The sequence below is a fragment of the Amycolatopsis sp. NBC_00345 genome (assembly GCF_036116635.1).
In the GTDB taxonomy this organism is placed as follows: domain Bacteria; phylum Actinomycetota; class Actinomycetes; order Mycobacteriales; family Pseudonocardiaceae; genus Amycolatopsis.
This window is the reverse complement of sequence record NZ_CP107995.1, coordinates 3,763,587-3,783,872: the sequence shown is the minus strand read 5'-3', so window position 1 is coordinate 3,783,872 and position 20,286 is coordinate 3,763,587. Positions and strand designations below refer to the sequence as shown.

General features: G+C 69.3%; 19 protein-coding genes. 7 read left to right on the top strand and 12 right to left on the bottom strand.

Annotation, left to right across the window (positions count from 1 at the left end):
• Position 1 precedes the first annotated feature (1 nt).
• The 10 genes from OG943_RS16640 to OG943_RS16595 form a co-directional block, all read right to left on the bottom strand.
• Positions 2-1,240: a VOC family protein gene (locus tag OG943_RS16640; protein WP_328610678.1), complete on the bottom strand. Its 1,239-nt coding sequence runs from the start codon at positions 1,238-1,240 to the stop codon at positions 2-4.
• Positions 1,237-2,133, bottom strand: coding sequence for a fumarylacetoacetate hydrolase family protein (locus OG943_RS16635; protein WP_328610677.1), 897 nt, complete (start codon positions 2,131-2,133; stop codon positions 1,237-1,239). Before OG943_RS16635 ends, OG943_RS16640 begins: the two co-directional genes overlap by 4 nt.
• Before the next feature lie 26 nt (positions 2,134-2,159).
• A complete protein-coding gene (locus OG943_RS16630) occupies positions 2,160-2,723 on the bottom strand; it encodes a carboxymuconolactone decarboxylase family protein (protein WP_328610676.1) in 564 nt (187 codons plus the stop codon).
• 111 nt (positions 2,724-2,834) lie between these two features.
• A complete protein-coding gene (locus tag OG943_RS16625) occupies positions 2,835-3,437 on the bottom strand; it encodes a TetR/AcrR family transcriptional regulator (protein ID WP_328610675.1) in 603 nt (200 codons plus the stop codon).
• A gap of 71 nt (positions 3,438-3,508) precedes the next feature.
• Positions 3,509-5,080, bottom strand: a complete 1,572-nt coding sequence (locus OG943_RS16620) for a carotenoid oxygenase family protein (RefSeq protein ID WP_328610674.1) — start codon at positions 5,078-5,080, stop codon at positions 3,509-3,511.
• Between the two features lie 41 nt (positions 5,081-5,121).
• A complete protein-coding gene (locus OG943_RS16615) occupies positions 5,122-5,547 on the bottom strand; it encodes a MarR family winged helix-turn-helix transcriptional regulator (RefSeq protein WP_328610673.1) in 426 nt (141 codons plus the stop codon).
• A 360-nt stretch (positions 5,548-5,907) separates the two neighbouring features.
• A complete protein-coding gene (locus tag OG943_RS16610) occupies positions 5,908-7,440 on the bottom strand; it encodes a hypothetical protein (RefSeq protein ID WP_328610672.1) in 1,533 nt (510 codons plus the stop codon).
• Complete coding sequence (locus OG943_RS16605) at positions 7,437-8,507, bottom strand: zinc-dependent alcohol dehydrogenase (RefSeq protein WP_328610671.1); 1,071 nt, start codon at positions 8,505-8,507, stop codon at positions 7,437-7,439. The genes OG943_RS16610 and OG943_RS16605 overlap by 4 nt, the downstream gene beginning before the upstream one ends.
• Positions 8,508-8,520: 13 nt before the next feature.
• Positions 8,521-9,627 carry an amidinotransferase gene (locus OG943_RS16600; RefSeq protein WP_328610670.1) on the bottom strand — a complete coding sequence of 369 codons (1,107 nt, stop codon included), beginning with the start codon at positions 9,625-9,627 and terminating at the stop codon, positions 8,521-8,523.
• Positions 9,624-10,361 (bottom strand): YqcI/YcgG family protein, encoded by a 738-nt coding sequence (locus tag OG943_RS16595; RefSeq protein ID WP_328610669.1) that lies wholly within the window; start codon positions 10,359-10,361, stop codon positions 9,624-9,626. Before OG943_RS16595 ends, OG943_RS16600 begins: the two co-directional genes overlap by 4 nt.
• Positions 10,362-10,554: 193 nt before the next feature.
• On the opposite strand from OG943_RS16595, the gene OG943_RS16590 reads away from it, so the two are divergent.
• Genes OG943_RS16590 through OG943_RS16560 form a run of 7 tightly spaced genes read left to right on the top strand, consistent with a single transcriptional unit; the run spans position 10,555 to position 18,053 of the window.
• Positions 10,555-11,625: a TauD/TfdA family dioxygenase gene (locus OG943_RS16590; RefSeq protein WP_328610668.1), complete on the top strand. Its 1,071-nt coding sequence runs from the start codon at positions 10,555-10,557 to the stop codon at positions 11,623-11,625.
• A gap of 3 nt (positions 11,626-11,628) precedes the next feature.
• Positions 11,629-12,825: a hypothetical protein gene (locus tag OG943_RS16585; RefSeq protein ID WP_328610667.1), complete on the top strand. Its 1,197-nt coding sequence runs from the start codon at positions 11,629-11,631 to the stop codon at positions 12,823-12,825.
• Positions 12,818-13,852: a cupin-like domain-containing protein gene (locus OG943_RS16580; RefSeq protein ID WP_328610666.1), complete on the top strand. Its 1,035-nt coding sequence runs from the start codon at positions 12,818-12,820 to the stop codon at positions 13,850-13,852. Before OG943_RS16585 ends, OG943_RS16580 begins: the two co-directional genes overlap by 8 nt.
• A gap of 7 nt (positions 13,853-13,859) precedes the next feature.
• On the top strand, positions 13,860-14,981 hold the full coding sequence (locus OG943_RS16575) for a hypothetical protein (protein WP_328610665.1): 1,122 nt from the start codon (positions 13,860-13,862) through the stop codon (positions 14,979-14,981).
• On the top strand, positions 14,975-16,153 hold the full coding sequence (locus OG943_RS16570) for a hypothetical protein (protein ID WP_328610664.1): 1,179 nt from the start codon (positions 14,975-14,977) through the stop codon (positions 16,151-16,153). Before OG943_RS16575 ends, OG943_RS16570 begins: the two co-directional genes overlap by 7 nt.
• Before the next feature lie 26 nt (positions 16,154-16,179).
• Positions 16,180-16,929 (top strand): M15 family metallopeptidase, encoded by a 750-nt coding sequence (locus OG943_RS16565; RefSeq protein ID WP_328610663.1) that lies wholly within the window; start codon positions 16,180-16,182, stop codon positions 16,927-16,929.
• Positions 16,930-16,967: 38 nt separating this feature from the next.
• Positions 16,968-18,053: a DNA glycosylase AlkZ-like family protein gene (locus OG943_RS16560; RefSeq protein ID WP_328610662.1), complete on the top strand. Its 1,086-nt coding sequence runs from the start codon at positions 16,968-16,970 to the stop codon at positions 18,051-18,053.
• Between the two features lie 4 nt (positions 18,054-18,057).
• Here the strand turns inward: OG943_RS16560 and OG943_RS16555 are convergent, their stop codons facing one another.
• Positions 18,058-19,281 carry an MFS transporter gene (locus OG943_RS16555; protein ID WP_328610661.1) on the bottom strand — a complete coding sequence of 408 codons (1,224 nt, stop codon included), beginning with the start codon at positions 19,279-19,281 and terminating at the stop codon, positions 18,058-18,060.
• A complete protein-coding gene (locus OG943_RS16550) occupies positions 19,278-20,273 on the bottom strand; it encodes a GNAT family N-acetyltransferase (protein WP_328610660.1) in 996 nt (331 codons plus the stop codon). Before OG943_RS16550 ends, OG943_RS16555 begins: the two co-directional genes overlap by 4 nt.
• Between the last annotated feature and the right edge of the window lie 13 nt (positions 20,274-20,286).

The following is a 20,286-nucleotide window of genomic DNA, read 5'->3' as shown; positions in this document are numbered from 1 at the left end:
CTCAGCCCAGCGGTCCCATGAAGGTCTGGTCGGCGTAGGTGTCCGACAAGGGTTCGAGGGTCTCGGGCCACGGCTCGGTGACAGTCCGGCGCTGGTCCCGCGGCCGGGGCTTGCCGTCCCACCCGAGCTGTTCCATGTAGTAGTAGAGGCAGACCAGGTGGCCGTCGGGATCGGCGAGGTGGGCCGCGTAGTCGATGCCGAGGTGCAGCTCCGGGGGGATGGTGCCGACGAGGGTGTGCCCGTGGTCCACGAGGTGCGCCACGGCGGCGCGAAGCTGGCTGTAGCTGCCGACTTCCATGCCCATGCTCAGGCACGAGGTGTGCTCGCTCAGCCCGAGCAGGCCGCGCAGGGCCTTGTCCGCGAGGACGAAGCTGTGGTGCTCGGTGCCGCTGCGCAGGTACGCGATGCGCTGGCCGAGGTGCTCGGCCTCTTCCACGACCTCGAACCCGAGAAGCTCGGTGTAGAAGGCGAGCATCTCCTCCATCCGCTCGGTGAACATCGAGATCGGCCCGAGCTTGGTGACCTTGAAGGGACGCGCGAGCAGGACGCCGTTGACGTCGTGCGTTTCCTTCAGGTGCGTCTCGGACGGCGTCCAGCCCGAGCCGATGTCGATGCCCTTGTCCGCCGCGTCCTGCAATTCGGCGGCTTCCGACATCTGGGGCAGGGGCGGTGCGGTGGCGAAGCCCCGGTAGTGCATCTCGCGCGGCCGCGACCGGCGGTCCCACCCGATCTGCTCCATGCCGTAGTAGAGCTCGACGGTGTTGTCGTCCGGGTCGAGGAAGTAGACGTGCCAGTTGCCGCCGGGCATGTCGCGGCCGATGCGGACGACCTGCACGCCGCGCTCGCGCAGGTACTTCTCGGCGTCCACGACTTCCTGCAGGCTGCCGACCTGCCAGGTGATCTGGCTGAGCGTGTTGTCCCCGGCGACCCGGTCGTTGCCCATGAGGGTGCCGAAGGTGCGATGCGCCAGCAGCATCGCGTGGTGGTCGGCGGAGTTGCTGGTGAAGATCATCCGCGGGTCGGTGACGACCTTCGCCACCGCCTCACGCGCTTCCGGCGGCACCTCGTCGAGGATGCTCATTTCGTCGGTCACCCGGAATCCGAGCAGGTCCACGTAGAAGGTGACGGCGTCGTCGAGCCGGTCCAGGTTGAAGCCGAAGTGGCCGAACCGCCGGATCTTGAACGGGCGGGGGAGAAGGACTCCGCCGACATCGAACTGCTGTGGTGCCGTGGTGGTCATGAGGTGGCTCCTTCGCCGGTTTCGGGGTAGCCGTGGCCTGCGACCACGGGATTGCGCAGCTCGCCGATACCTTTGACCCAGCTGGTCAGCGTGTCGCCGGGCTTGAGGAAGACCGGCGGTTTGCGGAAGGCGCCGACGCCCGCCGGGGTGCCGGTGAAGATCACGTCGCCGGGCAGCATCGGGCACACCGCGGAGATGCGGGCGATCAGTTCGGCGACGGAGAAGATCAGGCCGGAGGTGCGGCCCTTCTGCATGACCCGTCCGTTGAGGGTGCAGCCGAGCTCCAGATCGTCCGGGTCGTGCAGCTCGTCAGGGGTGACGAGCACGGGGCCCATCGGGCCGAACGCGGGGAAGGACTTCCCCATCGAGAACTGCGGGGCGGGGCCGGCCATCTGCAGGACGCGTTCGGAGATGTCCTGCCCCACGGTGAGGCCCGCGACGTGCCGCCAAGCGTCCTTTTCGGACACTCGCTCGGCGTGGCGGCCCATCACGACGACCAGCTCGACCTCCCAGTCGACATTGCGGCTGGGCAACGGGATGACGTCGGCGGGGCCGGCGAGGCAACTGCGGAACTTGGTGAAGATCAGCGGGTCTTCCGGCAGGAACTGCTCGAGATCCTCGACGGTGCGGCCGGACGCCTCGGCCAGGTGGTCACGGTAGTTGGCGCCGACGCCGAACACCTGACGCGGCGCCGGGACGGGGTTCTGCAGCTGGTCCAGTGACAGCCGCGGACCGTCGGGCTCCACGGTGGCGGCCCATCCGGCCAGCGCGCCCCAGTCGTCGAACAGCTGGGCCGGCTCGGCGGGGAAACGACCGTTGCCGGCCTGTTCGAGGTCGACGGCGGTCTCACCGTCGATCAGGACCAGCCGGTCGGCTATGACTCCGAGGCGCACGATGACGCCCTCCTCCGGTTGAGGTTTCAGTGGGTGGGTTTCGGTTCCGGCCACACGCTGTCCAACGGCACCCCGAGTGAGCGGAGGGTCCCGGCGAGCAGGATGTAGTGCCCGGCCAGCATCGGCAGTTCGACGAGCTGTTCGGTGGTCAGCAATTCGGCGAGGGCACTCCAGGTGGCCTCGGTGATGGTGTGGCCGGCGTGCAGTTCGTCGGCCGCGGCGACCAGCAGCCGGTCGCGTGGTGTCCAGGCCGGTTCGGCGTCGCCGGTGAGCGCGTCGAGGTCGCGGTCGGTCAGCCCGGCCTGGGCGCCGAGGGCGAGGTGGTGTTCGAGTTCGTAGGCGCTGCCGCACAACGACGCGGTTCTGATGATCAGCAGCTCCCGTTCCCGGGGCGGGAACACCGAGTGCGCCAGCAATTGCATACAGAAGGGGAACCAGCTTTTGTACAGCTCCGGGTGCCGCACCACGGTGCTGAACAGGTTCGGGGCCTCGTCTCCCGGGATCGGGGCGAGCAGTTCACGTTGTTCCGCCGTGCGCTGGGCGGGTTCCAGCGGGGTGATGCGCGGGCTCGTCGGCTGTGGTTCGGGCAAGGCACTGCCTCCTCGTTGATGCGACTGTCCATAAGCGACGAGCCGGTTTCCGGGCAGGAGACAGCGGCTCATGGCTTGTGCGGCCAAAAGCGAATGGTGGGCCTGGAGCGGTCAGGAATGCCGGAGCGCGGGCAGGATCACGTCGTCGATGCATCTGGTGTGGTAGTCGGAGCCGGCGCGCCCGCCCTCGAACATCTGGCGGGTCACCACCGCGTTGAGCAGCAGTTGCGGCAGGAAGTCCGCGGCGCCCGGCCGTGCGGTCAGCTCGCCCCGCTTGACCGCCCGGTCGACGACCTCGATCAGCTCGGCACTCCAGGGGTCCAGCATCGACTCGCGCACCACGGTGCCGAGGTCTTCATCGACGAGCACGGCGTGCCCCAGCGCGGCGAACAGCGCCGTCGCTCTGTCCTCGAGGGAACCCAGCAGCCCGACCATGGTCATCAGGTCGCCGCGAAGCGTGCCGGTATCGATCTCCTCGACCTTGAGCGGCCGTGTCTCATAGAGCGCGGCCGCGACCAGCTGCGGTTTTCCCGGCCAGAGCCGGTAAAGCGTGGCCTTGCTGCACTTGGCCCGGGACGCGACCACATCCATCGACAGGGCCTCGTAGCCGACCTCGCCGAGTACGTCCAAGACGATGTCCAGCAGTTCCAGCCGCCGGTCCGGGGTCATCCGGGGGCGGCGGACCGGCGAAACGTCAGCACCATCGGCTGGCATTGGGCCTCCTTATGGTACGAAACGGTTTCGTACCATAACTTTAGCGCGGGCCCGGGAGAAACGCAACCGTACTATCCGCGGGTGAAGGAGGCTTCGATGTCGGCAAGATCGTCACGGTTCAGCCAGGTGGCGTGGACGCCGAACGGCACCCGCTGCGGCAGGTGCAGGCGAGCCACTTCCACCATCTCCACCGCGTCGATGACGATGAGGTCCGCCCGGTCGTCGGCCATCAGCAGGTCGAGCAGATAGCCGTCGTCCTCGCTGCGCGGGTCCGCCTTCGGCACGAACAACGCCTCACCGCCGTACATGTTGCCGTAGTCGAGGTAAGCGATCTCCCGCTCGTCGATCAGGTCGTACTTGAGGACGCCCTTGCCCATGTAGCCGTCACCGTGCTCGTCGAGCAGGTAGCAGTACCGGCTCGGTGAGCCGACCGTGCCGAGATTCAGGCTGGGGCGCTCGTAACCGTGGTCGATCAGCACCCGCTCGTCGGTGACCGTGCCGCGCCGGACGTCGAGCACCCAGGTTTTCACCTGCGCCGGCGGCTCTTCGGGAGTGTGGATCGGGACGGTTGACGGGTACGAGCCGAAGCACGGCGCGAACAGCACGATCTCGGGCGAGCCGTCCGCGCCGGTGCGTTCCCACGCGTTGATCACGTGCCAGACCGCGCTCGCCTGCCCCGTCGTGAACCATTGCACCGTGTCGCCGTCGTGGAAGTCGCGAGGCAACACGCCCCAGCGCAGCGTGTACTCGGGGTCGAAATGGAACACGCTGCCCTCCGGCCCGAGCAGGCCGGCCGGATCGTTGCGCAGGGAGATGTCGGCGAAGACCAGGTAGCGCTCGGTGAGGAAGAAGTCGTGCAGCCAGCCCATCCGCCCGGCCTCGTCCGGCTGGTGCACCACCGCCTGCGAGTGCCGCAGGCCCTGGGTGATGTGCCCGGCCAGGATGCGGCCGGACTGGTCGAGGGAGAGGTTGTACATGTCGTCGGTGACCGGGTCGAAGCGCGGGTGCGCCGAGAACGGCCCCTCCCACTCGCCTTCCCAGGTCTCCAGGCGGCCCCGCCCGTCCATCACCAGCCGCCCGTCCTCGGTGCGGGTGTCGAGCACGAAGGCGTAACCCGATTCCTGCAGGCAGTAGACGTGCCCGCTGTGGTAGCGCACGGACGTCGACCCGGGGGTCAGCTCGTAGGGGGAGAACGCGGGGATCAGGCCCGCGCGCACCTTCTCTTCGAGGAGCCGGAACTTGTCGAGGGCCGCCCGGCCGCCACCGGCGATGTCGGCGAAGCCGGGGAACACCTCGCGGCCGGCTTCCCGTTCGACGTCGAACCGCGGGGTCCGCACGTAGAAGTTCGAGTAGGTGGCGGATCCTTCGGTGATCTGGACCTGGTGGATCATGCCGGCGCCGTTGAACGCGTGCAGCCGCAGGTGGGTGGGGTCGAAGTACCCGTTGGTGCCGTTGCGCAGGTACACGCCTTCCAGGTCGGCGGGCAGGGTGCCGGTGACGCGGACCGGGGCGTGGGTCAGCTCGGTGCGCACCGGGCGGTAGCCGGGGACGTTGTAGACGCTGGTGCGGTTGTGGTTCTCGACGTCGAGCGCCGCGTCGATGCGACGGTCCTCGTCGCCGAACAGCGGGATGCCGGCGGTCATGGAAGCTCCTCCCTGACACGCGATCCGGCCAGGCCGGGGTGTCAGTCGTGGTCGAAGACGAACCGGTGGAACAGCCGCCCGAACGTGACGACGTCCTCGCGTGGCCAGTCGCCGAGCCGCTCCTCCAGCCGCTTCCGCTGGCCGGATTTGGCCGCGGCCAGCGACTTCCGGCCCAGGGTGGTCAGTTCCAGCCGTTGCTTGCGGGAGTGGTGGGGATCGGGGGAGCGCAGCAGGAGCCCGCTCTCCTCCAGCTCGGACAGCTGCCTGCTCACGGTGGACCGGTCCAGGCCGTACTCCTCCGCGAGGTCGGAGGCGTGCGGGCACGGGGTTACGTCCACATAGGACAACAAGGTGTAACCGACGAACGAGAGGCCTTCGTACATGTCGTTGGCCCGCGTCCGGGAGGCCCGCGAAAACAGGACGATCGCGCGGTGGATCTCCTCGAGCGGATCGGCTTCCGTTGCCATGTCGGCGAATCTAGAGTTGGGTTGTGCAACTGTCAAGAGTGTATTCTGCAACTCTGAACGATGCTGACTGCCACCGTGCGTCGTGTGCGGGGAGCCCACGACCCCGAGGTGCGCAAACGGCGGTGGGTCGGGCACGACGGGCCTGACGTGTGCCGACTGCTCGACGGCCATTCCGGAGCTTTCGATACTGCCGTTGCTGGCCGGAGTACCGTGGCGACTCGCGCCTGCCGGATTCGTTGGCCCGGCAGTGTGGTTTCTGCAAGCTCTGGCTCTGCCGCCGCTGCGGCTACGGCATCCCCCGGTAACAGTTACTACCGCGGCCACCGGCACTGGAAATGGCTAGTCAGCCGCCTCCCGTGCCTACCGTCCTTCCAACCGCACGCCGCATTGGCTCCGGCCGCCGTTTTCGGCGGCCAGGAGCGAGCCCCAGCCCGGTGGCAGCACCGCGCCGGGCACGAGGTGGTGGAACAGTTCGGGGAAGGCCAGCAGGTAGGCGTCGCGGACGGTGACCGTTTGCATGGCGGCGATGTCCGCCTCGGTGAACCCGCCGGCCCCGGCGATCTCCACCGGGCCGGCCGGGATCACGCGGCCGTCGGCCAATACGCGGCCGGAGGCCTGCAGGCCCGCCAGGCAGATGTTCGTCGGCGTCCGGGCGACCAGCTCCGACATCGGCCTGGGCGCGCCGCCGGCACTGAGCGCCTCGATCACCCCCTGCTGCATCACGGGCAGGTATTCGGCCTGGTAGTAGCCGCCCACACAACGCAGCCCGCGGGCGAACGCGAGGGTCAGGAAACAGCTGAACAAGGACGGGAACAGGCGCCCCTCACGCAGTCCCTCCGTCACCCCTTCCGGAGTGAACTCCCAGCTCAGCTCGGTGCCGTGCGGATCCGTGCCGCTGAGTCGCAAGGCGGACGGCGGGCCGCGCAACGTCAGGGCCACCCGCCGGCCGCTGTCGGTCAGCGCCCAGAAGAACGTGGTTCCGGCCGGGTTCGCCGACGGCTGACCGGGCTGGTCGAGACTCCAGCAGCCGCGGGCGCCGTCCAGCGCGGTGAGCAGCGCGTCGCGGGTCCTGGCCGTGAACAGCAGCGTGTGCGCCAAGCTCTCCGGGTTCCCCAGATCACGGCACAGGAGGTCCGCGCAGATCGGTTCGACCGGCAGCTGCACGAGCCGGGGCGCCGAAGTCCCGTCCCGGAACAGCTTGCGCCAGAGCCGGGTGTTGATCCGGGTCGCCTGGTGGGCGTGGCTGGGGAGCGACAGGATCTCGGGAGCGGCGAAGTCCTCCTGCAGCACCTGGTCGGCCGAGCGCTCGCCGAACGGGGTGATGTCACCGGACGCGGCCATGCGCCGCAACGTCGTCCGCGCCCGGTCCACCATGCCCGCTTCGAGGCGCGGCGCCGCGGCGACCGCGCAGTGCTTGAGGCGGTTGGGCATGATCGGGAGACGCTGCGGGAAGGTCGCGAGGTCGCCCCGTTTCGGGTCGTAGAGCAGGAGCCCCATCGGATAGGTCAGGTTGTTCAGGCTGATCGAGCTGAACCCCAGCACCACGACGGTGCGCGGTGGCGCTTCGACGGCACGGGGCCGAAGCGCGAACAGCAGGGTCCCGTGGATCGAATCGGCGAACGTGTCCACGCCGAAGTGGTTGGAGGTGGGCACGATCGGATTCGCGCGCAGCTCGGCCACGGCCGCCTGCGCGGTCTCCGGGTCGTACAGCGCGGAGGCCCGCTGCCGGACCGAGGACAGGAAGTCCTCGGGCGGCCGGATCGTGGTGGACGCGTCACCCACCAGCGAACCGAGGTATTCGGACAGCGGGCGGTCGCCGTGCGCCTTCAGCGTGTCCCGGACGAGCGCGGACGAGTTCGCCGCGAGGTCGAGCAGGTGTGCGCCCAGTTTCATGGCCGGTGCGGCTCCCTCGGCGGTGCGTCCTCCCACGGGTAGAGGACGACCTTCCCGCACTCTCTGGCCAGCTGTAGCTCGAAGGCGTCCGCGATGCGGCTGAGCGGGAAGCGGTGGGTGATGAAGTCGTCGAGCTGCCCGCGCACCTTCGGGATCATCTCCATCAGCCGCGGGGCGTCACGCAGGTTGATGTCCAGGCTGCCTTGGACCCGGACCCCTTTCTGGACCAGGTGCTCGTCGACGTGGACGGGGATCTCGCCGCTCTCGGCGAGGAACGTCACGGTCCCCAGCCGGCCGGCCGAGTCGAGCGCCAGCCGCTGGTAGGCCGCCTGCCCGGAACACTCGATCGCCCCGTCGGCGCCCTGGCCGCCGGTGATCTCGGCGATCCGCGCACGGACGTCGCCCGCCGACGGATCCAGCACGAAATCGCAGCCGAGCTTGCGGGCCAGCGCGGCCCGGAAGGGGCTGCGCGCGACCCCGATCACCGTCGCGCCGCGGAACTTGGCGTTGATGACCCCGCCCAGCCCCACGGCGCCCAGCCCCGTGATCAGGATCGTGCGGCCGGCGGTGACGTCCATCCGCTCCATCGCCCCGAACGTCGGCCCCAGGCCACAGCAGGCCATGCTCGCGTGCTCGTAGGAGACGTCGTCCGGGATCGGGATCAGCATCCAGTCCGGTTTGACCGCGTACTGGGCGAACCCGCACTCACCCGACTCGCTCCCGCAGACCGCGCGAGGATCGTCCGTGCCGGCACAGTGCGCGTAGTAGCCCGCGAGGCAGGGCACGCAGCGGCCGCACGGGTAGCCGCAAAGCGCGACGACCCGGTCGCCCGCGCGCACCCGGGAGCCCGGCGGGGCCTCGGCGACTTCGCCCGCCATTTCGTGGCCGAGGGCGTCGGGGCGGTTCCGTTCCAGGTAGATCCCGTCCTGGTACGCCAGGTACTCGTTGCACATCGGGGCAACGAGCACCTTCAGCAACGCGTAGTCACGATCGATCGACGGCAGTGGCCGGTCGATCAGCGAGCACGCACGCGCGCCGTCGATCTGCACGGTCTTCATCTCGGGCATCCCGTCTTCCGGCCTAGCTCAGGTACCGGGCGAGGGCGCCGCGGCGACGGAGGTCCACCGTCACGCAGTGGAAGGACCCGCCGAAGCTGTACACGTGGCGGAAGTCCAGCGGGATGACGCGGAATCCCGATTCGCCGAGCAGGTCGATGAGGGCGTGCTCGTGGCTCTCCACGACCACCGTGTGCGGGTCGAGGGACAGGACGTTCATGCTCACCCAGGGGCTGCAGAAGTACATCGGCCAGTCCGAGGGCAGCGTGGGCTTCGGCGCCGGGATGATCTCCCAGTCGCGGAAGAGCTCGTTGGGCACGTAGCGGTCCGGGTGCACCAGGAGCTTCCCCGGCGCGAGGGGGGCGATGGTGGCGTCGATGTGCATCGCGTGGGGGTCGTTCACCTCGATGCAGTGGATCCGGTAGTCGTCGCCGATGGCGCGCTGGAGCCAGCGGATGCCGAACTCGTTGGTGACGTGGCTCTTCTGCGCGATGATGTCGCGCCCGAACCGGGAGAAGTCCGCGGCGTCGAAGACCGGTTCGAACTCGGTGATCGCGTAACCCCGGTCGTCCTCGACCCGGTATTCGGCGGAGTACGTGTCCTCGGTCAGCTGGGGGCGGGGGGCCTGCAGCCACCCGGCGCCACGGTGGAAGTACGACTTGATCAGGTTCCGGTAGGCGTCGATCTCGTGATAGCGGCATCGCCAGGACATCGGTGCTTCGATGATGGTCCGGCCGATCACCATCAGCAGGTCGCGGGGCATGGCGGCGTAGAGGCCGCCGGAGGTGCGCCAGTCCGGGGTGGAGAATTCCATCGAGTGGTTCATCGGCTCGGGGCGCACGACGTGCACGCCCTCCGCTTCCAGCACGGCGGCGAAGGTCTCCAGCTCGTGTTCCGCGGCTTCGAGCTCACCAGTCGGGAACGGCGAGCCGCCGCGTTCCCGGAACAGCGCGGGAGCGCCGTCAGGCAGGACCGCGCGCATCGACGGCTGCCAGGTGGGGAAGACCCCGCCGACCATCCGTCCGACCAGTACCTCTTCCAGCGGGTCCCATTCCGTGTGGGAGTTCACGATCTCGCTCGCGGGCAGTGCCTCGGCGAGCTGGCCGGGGTGCCCGGCGGTCGTCGTGGTCATGAGTGGCCTCCGGTGGTGGACGCGGTGCCGGCCAATGGGCATTGGGCCGGGGATTCGTCGGCGTCGGTGAAGAAGTACTGACGCCACTCCTCGTCGGAGGACACGTCGTGCGCACCCATGCTGGGGTGGCGGCCGATGCCGTCCCACTGCTCCAGCCGGGTCCGGATCCGCTGCCGGGCGACGTCGCCGGCCTGGGTGCCCACCTCGATCCCGGTGAACACGCTTCTCAGCTGGAAGATCAGGACCAGGCTGTCGCAGAGGTTCCGGGACCGGCGCAACCGGTTGTCCGGGGACAGCGCGAAGACGAAGATCGATTCGCCGTGGAAGCAGAACTCCCAGGCGGGATCGGCCGGATCCTGGGGGGCGCCCTCGGGCCACGGCCGGCTGTCGTGGTCCAGGAGGTACCGCATCATCGACCAGAAACGGTCCTCGTGGCCGGACTCGGTGACGGGCCCGGGCTCGACGAACACGGCCAGCGGCTGACGCGTTCCCGGCGTGGCGGTCGCGGTCTCGACGAAGGCCCGCATATCGTCCGGCAGGCTGCTGGGGTCGTCCCGGTCGACCCAGGTCAGGTGCATGTCGCCGCGTTTCAGCGCGGTGCGCCCGAAGTTGCAGGGGTATTCGGAGTCGGCGAGGTTTTCCCGGAACTGGTGCACGACCTCGCCCAGCCAGGACGGTCCCTGAAGATCGTCGTCCCGGTCCTGGCTCAGCGTTTGAAGTCGACGTGTGAGCACAATGTACTACCACCTGTAATCGGAGATTATGTCGGCGCTGATGCCCTGAAGGAGCAAAATTGTGGCCGGATGTAGCCCAGGCTAGCACGGAAACGAAAAGCACCGCGTCGGAAATAGCTCGGGAAAATGGGTTTAGCGTGGATTCCGGAGGTTTGATCTCTGGATTTCCCCGCTCGGTGGATGAAGATCATTTATGCGGCTGGGCCTCGACTTGCGGCGGCGACCGGAGGGAGTACGCTCAGGAAATGTCTTGGGTGCACTCCGACTGTTGAGGTTCACTCGTTATGTGGCCAACCAGGGGATTGCTATGAAGATAAACTCCGATCAAGCCGGCTGTGAAATTGTCGCCGGCCCCGGGGAATCAATTAATGATTGTGACCCGCGCGAAATAGTCTCGCTCGTCCGCCGGCACGGCTGGCTGGTGTTCGACGGGTTCGACGCCACGGTCGCCGAATTCGAGGCCTTGACGAGCCGGTTCGGCACGTGCGCGGGCACACGCACCGTCCACTATCCGGCCGGCGGTGAGGCGCTCGGCTTTCACGCCGAAGACGCCTACAACCCCTACCGGCCGGACGCCATCTGGTTCCTCTGCGTCTTCGCGGGAAGCGACGGTGGCGCGCCGACCCGGATCGTCGACGGCGTGCGGCTGCTCGGCGACCTCGGCGCGGACTGGCAGGAATTCTGCCGCGCCAACGTGCTGCGATTCGACCGGCAGTGGTCGCGTGAACTCTGGCAGGCGGGCGTCGGGCCGCAGGGGAAGGCCGAACTGGACGCCGTCCTGCGGGGGATTCCGGCTGTCTCCCACCAGTTCCTGCGTAACGGTGATCTGCATGTCAGCTATTCGACGCCGATCGTCACCCGCACTCCCGCCGGCGAAGACAGCTTCAGCAACACGATGCTCCAGGCCATCACCGAGCCACCGTTCTACGGGCTGTCGCTCGGAAACGGGGCGCCGGTGCCGCCGGAGCTCGCGGAAACCGTGCAGCAGATGGCGATCGACCGTGAGATCCGGCTCGGCTGGAAAGCGGGCCGGGCCGGCGTCCTCGACAACTTCCGGATGATGCACCGGCGCAGCGAGTACAACGGCACCGGCCGCGATCTGCGGGCCCGGCATTGTGAGGACTTCTTCGGCTCGGTGCTGCCGGACGCGAGCACCCCGGTTTCGGCCTGGGCGAAATCACTGCTCCAAGGCGACGAGGGGTACCCCGTCCAGGTGGGCCCGCTCGATCGCGAAACCGCATTGACGACTTCAGAGAGGGCGTGAAGCATGTCGCGCACCATGGGGGAAAACGCCCCGGAACTGACCTCCTCGTTACTGGCCGATGCCGCCGGCACCGCCTTCTCCGTACGGTTTTCCAAGTACACCTCGTTCGGGAACAACTTCATCATCGTTGACGAAACCGTGACGCCGCTCGACAGCGACGAGGAGCGGGCGGCGTTCGCCCGCTGGGTCCTCGACGGCGCGTTCGGTGTCGGCGGCACCGACAACGTGTTGTACCTGCGCCAAGCTCCGGGGAAGGACGCGGCGGAGCAACGAGTCCTGCGCGCCCAGACCGCCGGGAAGTCGGACTTGCCGGAGGTGGACTTCGTCTTCCGGATCTTCGAACAGGACGGATCGGAGACCCTCTCCTGCGGCAACGGATTGCTGAGCACGGCCGCGCTCCTGCACCGGACGTACGGCGGCAGCCGCTGGTGTGTCCTCACCGAGCTGCCCACCGGCGATCCCCAGCTGGTCCGGATGGGGGTCGACGACGACGCGGCGGGTACCACGTGGATCAACGTGGGCTCACCCCGCGCGGTGCCGGCCGAGCTGTTCAACCGGGAGGGCCCGGTGACCGCGTCGCTCATCGACAGCGTGGACGACCTCGTCGTCCCGCTGCCCGCGGATGCCCCCTGGGCGAAGGGGCTTCCCTCGACGATCACGCTGTCGGGCTCGCTCGTCTTCACCGGAGAACCCCATCTGGCCCTGGTCAGCGCGCACGGCCTGCCCGAGGTGCTGGAGGACCGCCTGTTCCTCACCTCCGACGGCGAGAACGACAGCGTGGGCCGGCCCCTCAGCGCGGCCCGGCAGGACTCCGCCGACCTCGTCGACTACTTCGGCAAGTACGTCAACGCGAACTACTCGGACCGTTTCCCCCAGGGCGTGCACCTGAACTTCGCCGTCATCCGGGACAAGGCCGGCCTGGTCGAATACCGGACCTACGAGCGCGCGATCGACAAGGAGACCCTGGCCTGCGGGTCCGGTGTCATCGCCCTCGCGTACATCCTGGAGACCCTCGGCCTGGTCACGGCCGGCGCGACCGAGTTCTGGCCGCACCGGTGCCGGTGGTACCAGCCCGACGCCGCACTCGTCGTGACCGAGACCGACGCCGGATGGGTGCTGAAGGGCCGGCCGCGCCTGGTCTGCGTCGGGGCGGTGCCCCGTTCGCCGCAGGCCGGCGGCAAGCAGGCGCGCCATGGGTGACCGCCCGGCTCCGGCCGCCGCGCCGGCCGAGCCCGTGCTCGCCGGACCGGCGGCCGGGCAAGGGGATCCGCTCGAAGTGTCCCTCCGGGCCGCCGGCCTCGACGTCCGTGCGGTCCCGCGCCTGGACAACCCCACCGTGGAGCAGGTCCGGCAGGTGGTCGCCGCCCGCCGGGGCCCGATGGTGTTCACCGGCCTGACCGAGCAGTGGAAGGCCCGCTCCGCCTGGGATCCGGAGACGCTGATCCGTACCAGGGGCGAGAAGGTCGTCACCGCGCTGGTGGACCTCCCGCCGGGCGGGGTCCTCTTCCCCCGGGAACAGCACTACTACGAGCAGTCCATGACGTTCTCCGAGTTCGTGGCCCGGATGCTCGCCGCGACGGAGAGCGCGCCGTGCTACCTCGCCTACGCGCGTGCGGACGAACTGTTCCCGGACACCGACTACGACTTCGCCACCGTGCTCGGCACGGCGGTACCCGGCTCGGACACGCGGGTCTGGATCGGCTCGGCCGGGACCCGGTCGATGCTGCACTCCGACCTCAAGGACAACTTCTTCTGCCAGATCTGGGGCAGCAAGCACGTGGTGCTCATCCCGGGGGAGGACAGCCGGGCGGCCTACCCGTTCCCGGACAATCTGGTCAACAGCCGGGTGGATCTGGCGAATCTCGACCTGGACAAGTTTCCCCGGTTGCGCGAAACCGTTCTGTACGCCGGAAAGATCGAGCCGGGCGAGGTGCTCTTCATGCCCCGCGGATGCTGGCACGACGTGCGCTCCCGTACGCCTTCGATCTCCATCAACCACTGGTTCGGGCCGGCGCTGACCTTCGGCGACTACTCGGGCCTGCTGCTCCGGCTGGGGCCCCGCCATTGGCTCGCCACCGCCCGTGACTTCGTCCGATACGGACTGCTCGGCAAACGGGAGAAGGCGATGTTCTTCTTCACGCCGTCGTCCACCGGTAAACGGTTGTACGACCTCCTGCGGCGGGGCGACTTCTCCGCCAAGAACGACCCGTCATCAGAAGAGAAGTGAGGATTCCGTGTCCACCCAGAGCCTGACCCCGCCCAGCGCCCTTGCCGCGGGGCCGACCGAACGGCCCGCCGATCCCGGGTTCGAGCAGCGGCTCATCGACGGGATCCGGCCGATCAGCGAGCACTTCCTGGCCGGCGCCCTGCACCACCTGTTCACCACAGGGCTGTTCGACCGGCTGGCGGAGCAGGAAGACGGCCTGGCCGTGCAGACTCTGGCCGACGACCTGTCGATGGACCTGGTGCGGCTGACCGGATTCCTGCGTTACCTGGCGAACGAAGGGGTGACCCGGTTCGACGGCGAGACGGTACGCCTCACCCCCAAGGGCCTTGGCTACGGGGAATTCCGTGGCTGGTACACGATGATGATCGGCGGCTACACCGGCACCCTCAGCCAGATGGGAGCCGCCCTCACGCGCGGCGCGCCGAGTTGTTCTCGCGAGGGCGGTTATGTCGGCCTGGGCAGCTGTGAGGTCAGCCGGTACGACGGTATGCCGATGACCCGGCAGCTGATGGCGGACGCGGGCGTCGAAGCCCGGGAGCTGCTCGACCTCGGCTGTGGAAACGGCCTTTACCTCGTCGACTTCTGCCGGGCGATGCCCGGGCTGTCCGCGTGGGGCGTCGAACCGAGCCGGGGCGGCTACGAGGAAGCGATCAAGCTGGTCGGCTCGTCGGACACCGTGGACCGGATCCGCCTGATCAACAGCTCGGCCACGGACTTCCTGGCCGATCCGCCCGAGGGCTGCGCACCCGACCTGATCGTGCTCGGCTTCGTGCTGCACGAAATCCTGGCGCAGGAAGGCGAAGGGGCGGTCCTCGACCTGCTGCGGGGGGTCGTGAAGACCTTCCCGGAGATCAACATCGTGGTGATCGAAGTCGCCCACGAGATCGAGAACCCGGCGGTGATGCGGCACGGGCTCGCGACGAACTTCTGGAACCCGTACTACCTGATCCACTCCTTCACCGAGCAGCAGCTCGAAAAGAAGGTGTACTGGGACGAGCTGTTCGACCGGGCCGGCCTGGGCGTCGCCGCCTTCGTCACCACGGACCCGGCCGTGGACTCGACCGGCCTCGAACTGGGATACCTGTTGCGGGGCAAAGAGGCCGGCGGCGGGGGAGCCACCCCATGTTGACGCGGGAAGCCGTCGACGACGTCCTCGACTGGGCGCGCGCGGAGGACCTCCCGACGCCCGCATTGCTGATGACACCCGGAGTGCTCGCGGACGCGGTGGCCCGGATCCGCGAGCAGCTCGGCGGCCGCATCTCCTTCGCGCTGAAGGCCAACGCGCATCCGGCCATGGTCCGCGTCATGGCCGGCGCCGTCGACGAATTCAACGTCACCAACCTCGACCACCTCCGGCTGCTGCTCGACCAGGGCGTCTCGCCGTCCAGGATCGCGTTCGCGCATCCGGTGACGACGGCGGAGACCGTCCAGGCGGCGGTCGCCTGCGGGGTGAGCAGGTTCGTCCTCGACGATCCGCGGGGACTGGAGGTGCTGAAGTCGGCCGGCGTTCCGCTCAAGGTGACCTTGCGGCTGCTGCCGCCCGACATCGGGCAGTCGCCGCGCTCGCTCATCCGCTTCGGCGGCACCCACGAGGTGCTCCGTGAGCTGGCCGGGAAAGCCGTCGTCTCGGGGATGGAGATCGAGGCGCTGTCGTTTTTCGTCGGCACCGCGGGGGAGGGGATGGCCGAGGCCGTCCCGTTCCGGCGGGCGATCGAGCACCTGGCCCGGCTGTCCGAACAGCTCGGCCGCGACGGGATCAGCGTGCCGACGATGAACATCGGCGGCGGATTCCCCGGCGCCCAGCGCCGTTTCTTCCAGCAGAACCCGGAGTACTTCCGCCGGATCGGCGACGCGGCGCGGCAGCACTTCGGCCCGGACCAGGCCGTCCTGTGCGAGCCGGGGCGGTACCTCAGCGAATCGACCATGGCCGTGCTCACCCGCGTCGTCGCCGATCGCCGGGTCGCGGGCCGTCGCCTGGTCTACGTCGACGCGAGTGCCTACGCGGGCCTGTTCGAGTCCTGTTTCATCGACGACAGTGATGCCGGGCCGGTGGTGCAGGCGGGACGATCGAGCGCGGTGGCGACGCCGGCCGCGCTCGTCGGTCCTGTCATGGACTCGTTCGACGTGGTCACGAGGTCCACCAGCCTGGCCCCGCTCACCACCGGGCAGCTGCTGCTGCTGCCGAACGTCGGGGCCTACGCCTGGAACTATTTCGTCGGCTGCGAGGGGCTTCGCGCGCCGGTGGCGGTCGAAGTGCCCGAGCAGCTCGCCGCGAGCTTCGCGCACGCGTGGTTCGACTGACCGATCCGACGTGAAGGAAAGACGTTATGCGCACGGCACCGCAACGGCAGGCCGAACGAGCCATTCCCCCGGTCGTTTCCCCGTTGATCGTCGAAGAAATCCTCATCGAGGAGTCCGGGGACGAGATCGTGGACGTGGTCGCGTCCGGCCGGATCCACCTCGCCCCGGCGTACCACGCGGCGGGGATCGCCAGCGCGCCCGACGAGATCAAGCTGCGCGGCCGGGTCCTGGCGGGGCTGCACCGGGCCGCGGCCGGTTTGCCGGCGGGAGTTCACCTGCTGCTCTGGGACGGCCTGCGGCGGCTGGAGACCCAGCGCGACGTCGTCGAGGCGTTCCGGGCCAGCCTGCCCGAAGCCGGTCGTGAGGCGGTGGTCGAACGCTACCTGGCCCCGCCGCCGGAATCCGAGGAGTCGTTCCGGACGCTCCCGCCGCCGCACTCGACCGGGGGCGCCGTCGACCTGACCCTGTGCGAGGAATCCGGGCAGCCGTGGGACCTCGGTGCCGAATTCGACCAGTTCGACGAGACCTCCTGGCTCCGGCACTACGAGGAGCCGGCGGACTCGGCCAAGCGTGAAGCGGAGATCTCGGTCTACCGGGCGCGCCGGCGCCTGCTGTACTGGGCCATGATCGACGCCGGTTTCTCCCCTTATCCCTGGGAGTTCTGGCATTTCGAGCTGGGCACGATGGTGGCGCAGGCCCACTACGGGCGGCCCGTCGCCGAGTACGGGCCCGCGGTGCCGTGGTTCGACCCGGAGGGTCAGCCGGCCGGCCGGTAGGGTGAGCCCGCGACGATCGGGAATCGAGGGCTTTGACGATGGCGGCACGTTCGCGTACTCCGGGCGTGCGGCGGCTCAGCGCGATGGCGATGAGTGCCTCGCTCGCCACGCCCGTCTCGTTGGCGGAAGCCGTGCAGGCCATGGGGTTCGTCCAGTACGACCCGATCCGCCGCCCGGCCCGGGCCCAGGACCTGATCCTGCACCAGCGGGTCGCGCGCTACCGGGCGGGTGACCTCGACCGCGCCTACGCCGGGCTGGGGCTGGAGGAGAACTTCTTCTACACCTACGGGGCCATGCCTCCGGACGTCATGAGCCTGCTGCATCCGCGGGCGCAGCGGAAGAATCCCGGGCGGCGGTACCGGCCCGCCGGGCTCGTCGCGGACGTCCACGCGGTGATCCGCGAGCGCGGCCACACACATCCCCGTGACCTGGTGGCGCACTTCGGCCGGGTGCGCGCGGTGAACGATTGGGGCGGCTTCTCCGCGGCCACCACCAGGGCCCTCGAAGAACTCCACTACTACGGGCTGGTCCGCGTCGCGCACCGGGTCAACGGGACGAAGGTGTACGAAGCCTGTTCCCCGCCGGCCCAGGAACTCACCCCGGCGGAGCGGCTCCGCGCCCTGGCGCTGCGGATCGCCCGGATCCTCGCGCCGGTCTCCGTGCCGAGCCTGCGCAGCGCGCTCACCCAGTTGCAGAACACCGGCGGCGCCCTGCCCGGACGCGCGACGGTCATCGGTGAGCTGCTCGCGAGCGGGGCGCTGGAAACCGAGGTCGTCGACGACGTCCAGTACGTGTGGCCCGCGGACGTGGTGACCACCGGCGTCGCGCGCCGGGTGCGGCTGCTCGCCCCGTTCGACCCGATCGTGTGGGACCGGCGCCGGTTCGAGCACCTCTGGGGCTGGCCGTACCGCTTCGAGGCGTACACCCCGGGCGCGAAGCGCCAGTTCGGCTATTACGCGCTGCCGATGTTCTGGGGCGACAACGCGGTCGGCTGGGTGAACCTCGAACGCGGTGACGGCAAGCTCGGCGTCGAGCGGCATTTCGCCGGGCGCCCCCTCGCCGGCGCCGACTTCCGGCGGTCGTTCGATCTCGAGGTGGCCCGCATGGAGGCCATGCTGGGGTGAGCGGTCACCGGCCGGGCACGGGCGCGGCCGGGGATTCGTCCTCGGCGCCGGTCAGCCGGGCCGGAAGCCGCCGGGCGAGCAGCGCGGCGCCGGCCGCGAGCCCGGTCACGATCGCCAGCAGCCCGAACGTGGTGCCGGTGAATCGTTCGTACAGCGCCACGCCGACCAGCGGGCCGACGATGAAACCGATGTCCGACACCATGCCGAAGGCGCCGTAGGCCCGCCCGAGCCGATGCGCGGGGAGCTGGCTGACGCCCTGGCGGGCGACCACGTAGAGCACCGGCTGGGTGGCCATGAAGACCAGGAACCCCACCCACAGCATCACCACCCCGCCGAAGACGCTGATCACCAGCAGCCCGGCGGTCATCACCCCGAACCCGACGCCCGCGACCAGCAGCAGCGGCCGGCTTTCGATGAACCGGGCACAGGACACGGAGACGATCATGAACATGACCAGGCCGGCCGTGTAGAGCACCGAGGTGGTCACGAGGGCGGCGCCGGGGTTCTCGCTCTGCACGTGGAGCGGGAGCACCGGTTCCAGCGCCGAGAAGACGGCATTGTTCACGAAATCGATGACGGCGAAGATCGCCACCAGGCAGACCAGCCGCCACGCCGTCGTCCGGCTGATGGCGAGGGGTTTGACCTGCTGGTCGACGGCGGGCCGCGGGGTGTCCCGGATGCTCACCAGCAGCACCGCGCTGATCGCCGTGAGCCCGGCACCGGTGAGGAAGACGCCGGTGAACCCGATGGCGCCGTGCAACAGGCCGACCAGCGCGGGGCCGATGGTCATCCCGGCCACCGCGCTCCCGCCGAACCAGCCCATCACCCGCGAGGTGCCCAGGCCGGTGGTGGTGCCCAGCTGGGCGGCCAGCCGGTAGAGCACCGGCATGGTGAACCCCTCGGCCAGTCCCCAGACCAGCCGCCAGACGAGCACCTGCGTCCCGTCGCCGGCGAAGGCCAGCCCGACGATGGAGCCCGCGGTGGCGAACAGGCCGACGACCCCGAGCAGGGCCAGGCGCGTCACCTTGTCCACCAGCAAGCCGCCGACCGGCTGCGCGAGCGCCTTGGCGAAGGCGAACCCGCTGAACGCGGCCGCCAGCGTGAAGGGGGACAGGCCGAACCGCCCGGTCAGCTCCGGCACCAGCGGGATCAGCATGGTGTAGGCGACGTTCATCATCGCCGCCGCGAGCAGCAGGGCGAACAGGCTCGTCCGGGAGCGGGGGGTCACAGCCCCTGGCACCGGGCGAGTCCCTCGTGCAGGGCCGCCAATCGGGGCACGCGCACCGCCGCGTCGGCCGGATCCGCGGCGTACCACAGAGACCAGAGCTCGACGCCGGTGAAGCCGTACCGGCGTTTGAACTCGTCGTTCCCGCGGCCGAACTCGATGCGCTCCCAGCCGCGTTCCCGGCCCATCGCGAGCAGTTCGTGGAGCAGGAACAGGTACGGGCTGACCTCCCGGACCACCTCGTGGTCCATGCCCCCGGCCCACAGGTGAAGCTGGTTGCCGTGCTCCAGCGCGACGAACCCGGCGACGGTCCGCCCGTGCCAGTCCGCGCGGATCAGGCGGGAGCCCGGCATGGCCAGCACGGCGGAGGCGGTCGTGCGGTCGTAGAGCTGCGGCCAGTCGTGCCGGATCGCGGACCCGTTGGCGAGCGCCAGGACTTCGTCGATCCGCTCGACCGAAGGACTGCTTTCCTCGACCAGGCGCAGGCCTTTTTCGGTGGCCCGGCGCCATCGGCGGCGCCACTCGGTCCGCACGTGCGTGGACACGTCGCCCATCACCGGATCCTGCCCGGTTCCCGGGCACCGGTGGTAGGCGAGGTCCAGCCGGACCCGGGCGTCCGGCTCGCGGGTCGCCGCCCATCGCCGGGCGGCGTCCTCGGACAGGTTGAACACCAGGAAGCCGCCGGAGCCCACCTCACGGCTCAATTCCAGCGCCTCGTCGACGGTTCTGCCGACCGCGTCCGCGGACTCCGCCAGATAGGAGGGGCCGAACACCGCGTAGACCGAGCCGAGGGTGAGCACCGGGCGATCCCAGACCGGCTCGATCTCGAGGTCGATCTCGTAGCCGTGCCAGAACGGGGAGTACTCCGTCAAATACAGTGGCGGCTTGCAGAGATCCTGTTTGCCGTAGCGTTCCACCGTCGACCGGGACCACGCGTCCAGCCATTCGTCGGTGTCGAAGACATTGAGGCTTTTCGCCTGAGTGAGGCCGGGCATCGATACTTCCCTC

Excerpts from the sequence above, each read along its gene's own strand:
- OG943_RS16640 (WP_328610678.1), bottom strand. The coding sequence starts at position 1,240 with ATGACCACCACGGCACCACAGCAGTTCGATGTCGGCGGAGTCCTTCTC.
- OG943_RS16625 (WP_328610675.1), bottom strand. The coding sequence starts at position 3,437 with ATGCCAGCCGATGGTGCTGACGTTTCGCCGGTCCGCCGCCCCCGGATG.
- OG943_RS16620 (WP_328610674.1), bottom strand. The coding sequence starts at position 5,080 with ATGACCGCCGGCATCCCGCTGTTCGGCGACGAGGACCGTCGCATCGAC.
- OG943_RS16615 (WP_328610673.1), bottom strand. The coding sequence starts at position 5,547 with ATGGCAACGGAAGCCGATCCGCTCGAGGAGATCCACCGCGCGATCGTC.
- OG943_RS16610 (WP_328610672.1), bottom strand. The coding sequence starts at position 7,440 with ATGAAACTGGGCGCACACCTGCTCGACCTCGCGGCGAACTCGTCCGCG.
- OG943_RS16605 (WP_328610671.1), bottom strand. The coding sequence starts at position 8,507 with ATGCCCGAGATGAAGACCGTGCAGATCGACGGCGCGCGTGCGTGCTCG.
- OG943_RS16600 (WP_328610670.1), bottom strand. The coding sequence starts at position 9,627 with ATGACCACGACGACCGCCGGGCACCCCGGCCAGCTCGCCGAGGCACTG.
- OG943_RS16590 (WP_328610668.1), top strand. The coding sequence starts at position 10,555 with ATGCGGCTGGGCCTCGACTTGCGGCGGCGACCGGAGGGAGTACGCTCA.
- OG943_RS16585 (WP_328610667.1), top strand. The coding sequence starts at position 11,629 with ATGTCGCGCACCATGGGGGAAAACGCCCCGGAACTGACCTCCTCGTTA.
- OG943_RS16580 (WP_328610666.1), top strand. The coding sequence starts at position 12,818 with ATGGGTGACCGCCCGGCTCCGGCCGCCGCGCCGGCCGAGCCCGTGCTC.
- OG943_RS16570 (WP_328610664.1), top strand. The coding sequence starts at position 14,975 with ATGTTGACGCGGGAAGCCGTCGACGACGTCCTCGACTGGGCGCGCGCG.
- OG943_RS16565 (WP_328610663.1), top strand. The coding sequence starts at position 16,180 with ATGCGCACGGCACCGCAACGGCAGGCCGAACGAGCCATTCCCCCGGTC.
- OG943_RS16560 (WP_328610662.1), top strand. The coding sequence starts at position 16,968 with ATGGCGGCACGTTCGCGTACTCCGGGCGTGCGGCGGCTCAGCGCGATG.
- OG943_RS16550 (WP_328610660.1), bottom strand. The coding sequence starts at position 20,273 with ATGCCCGGCCTCACTCAGGCGAAAAGCCTCAATGTCTTCGACACCGAC.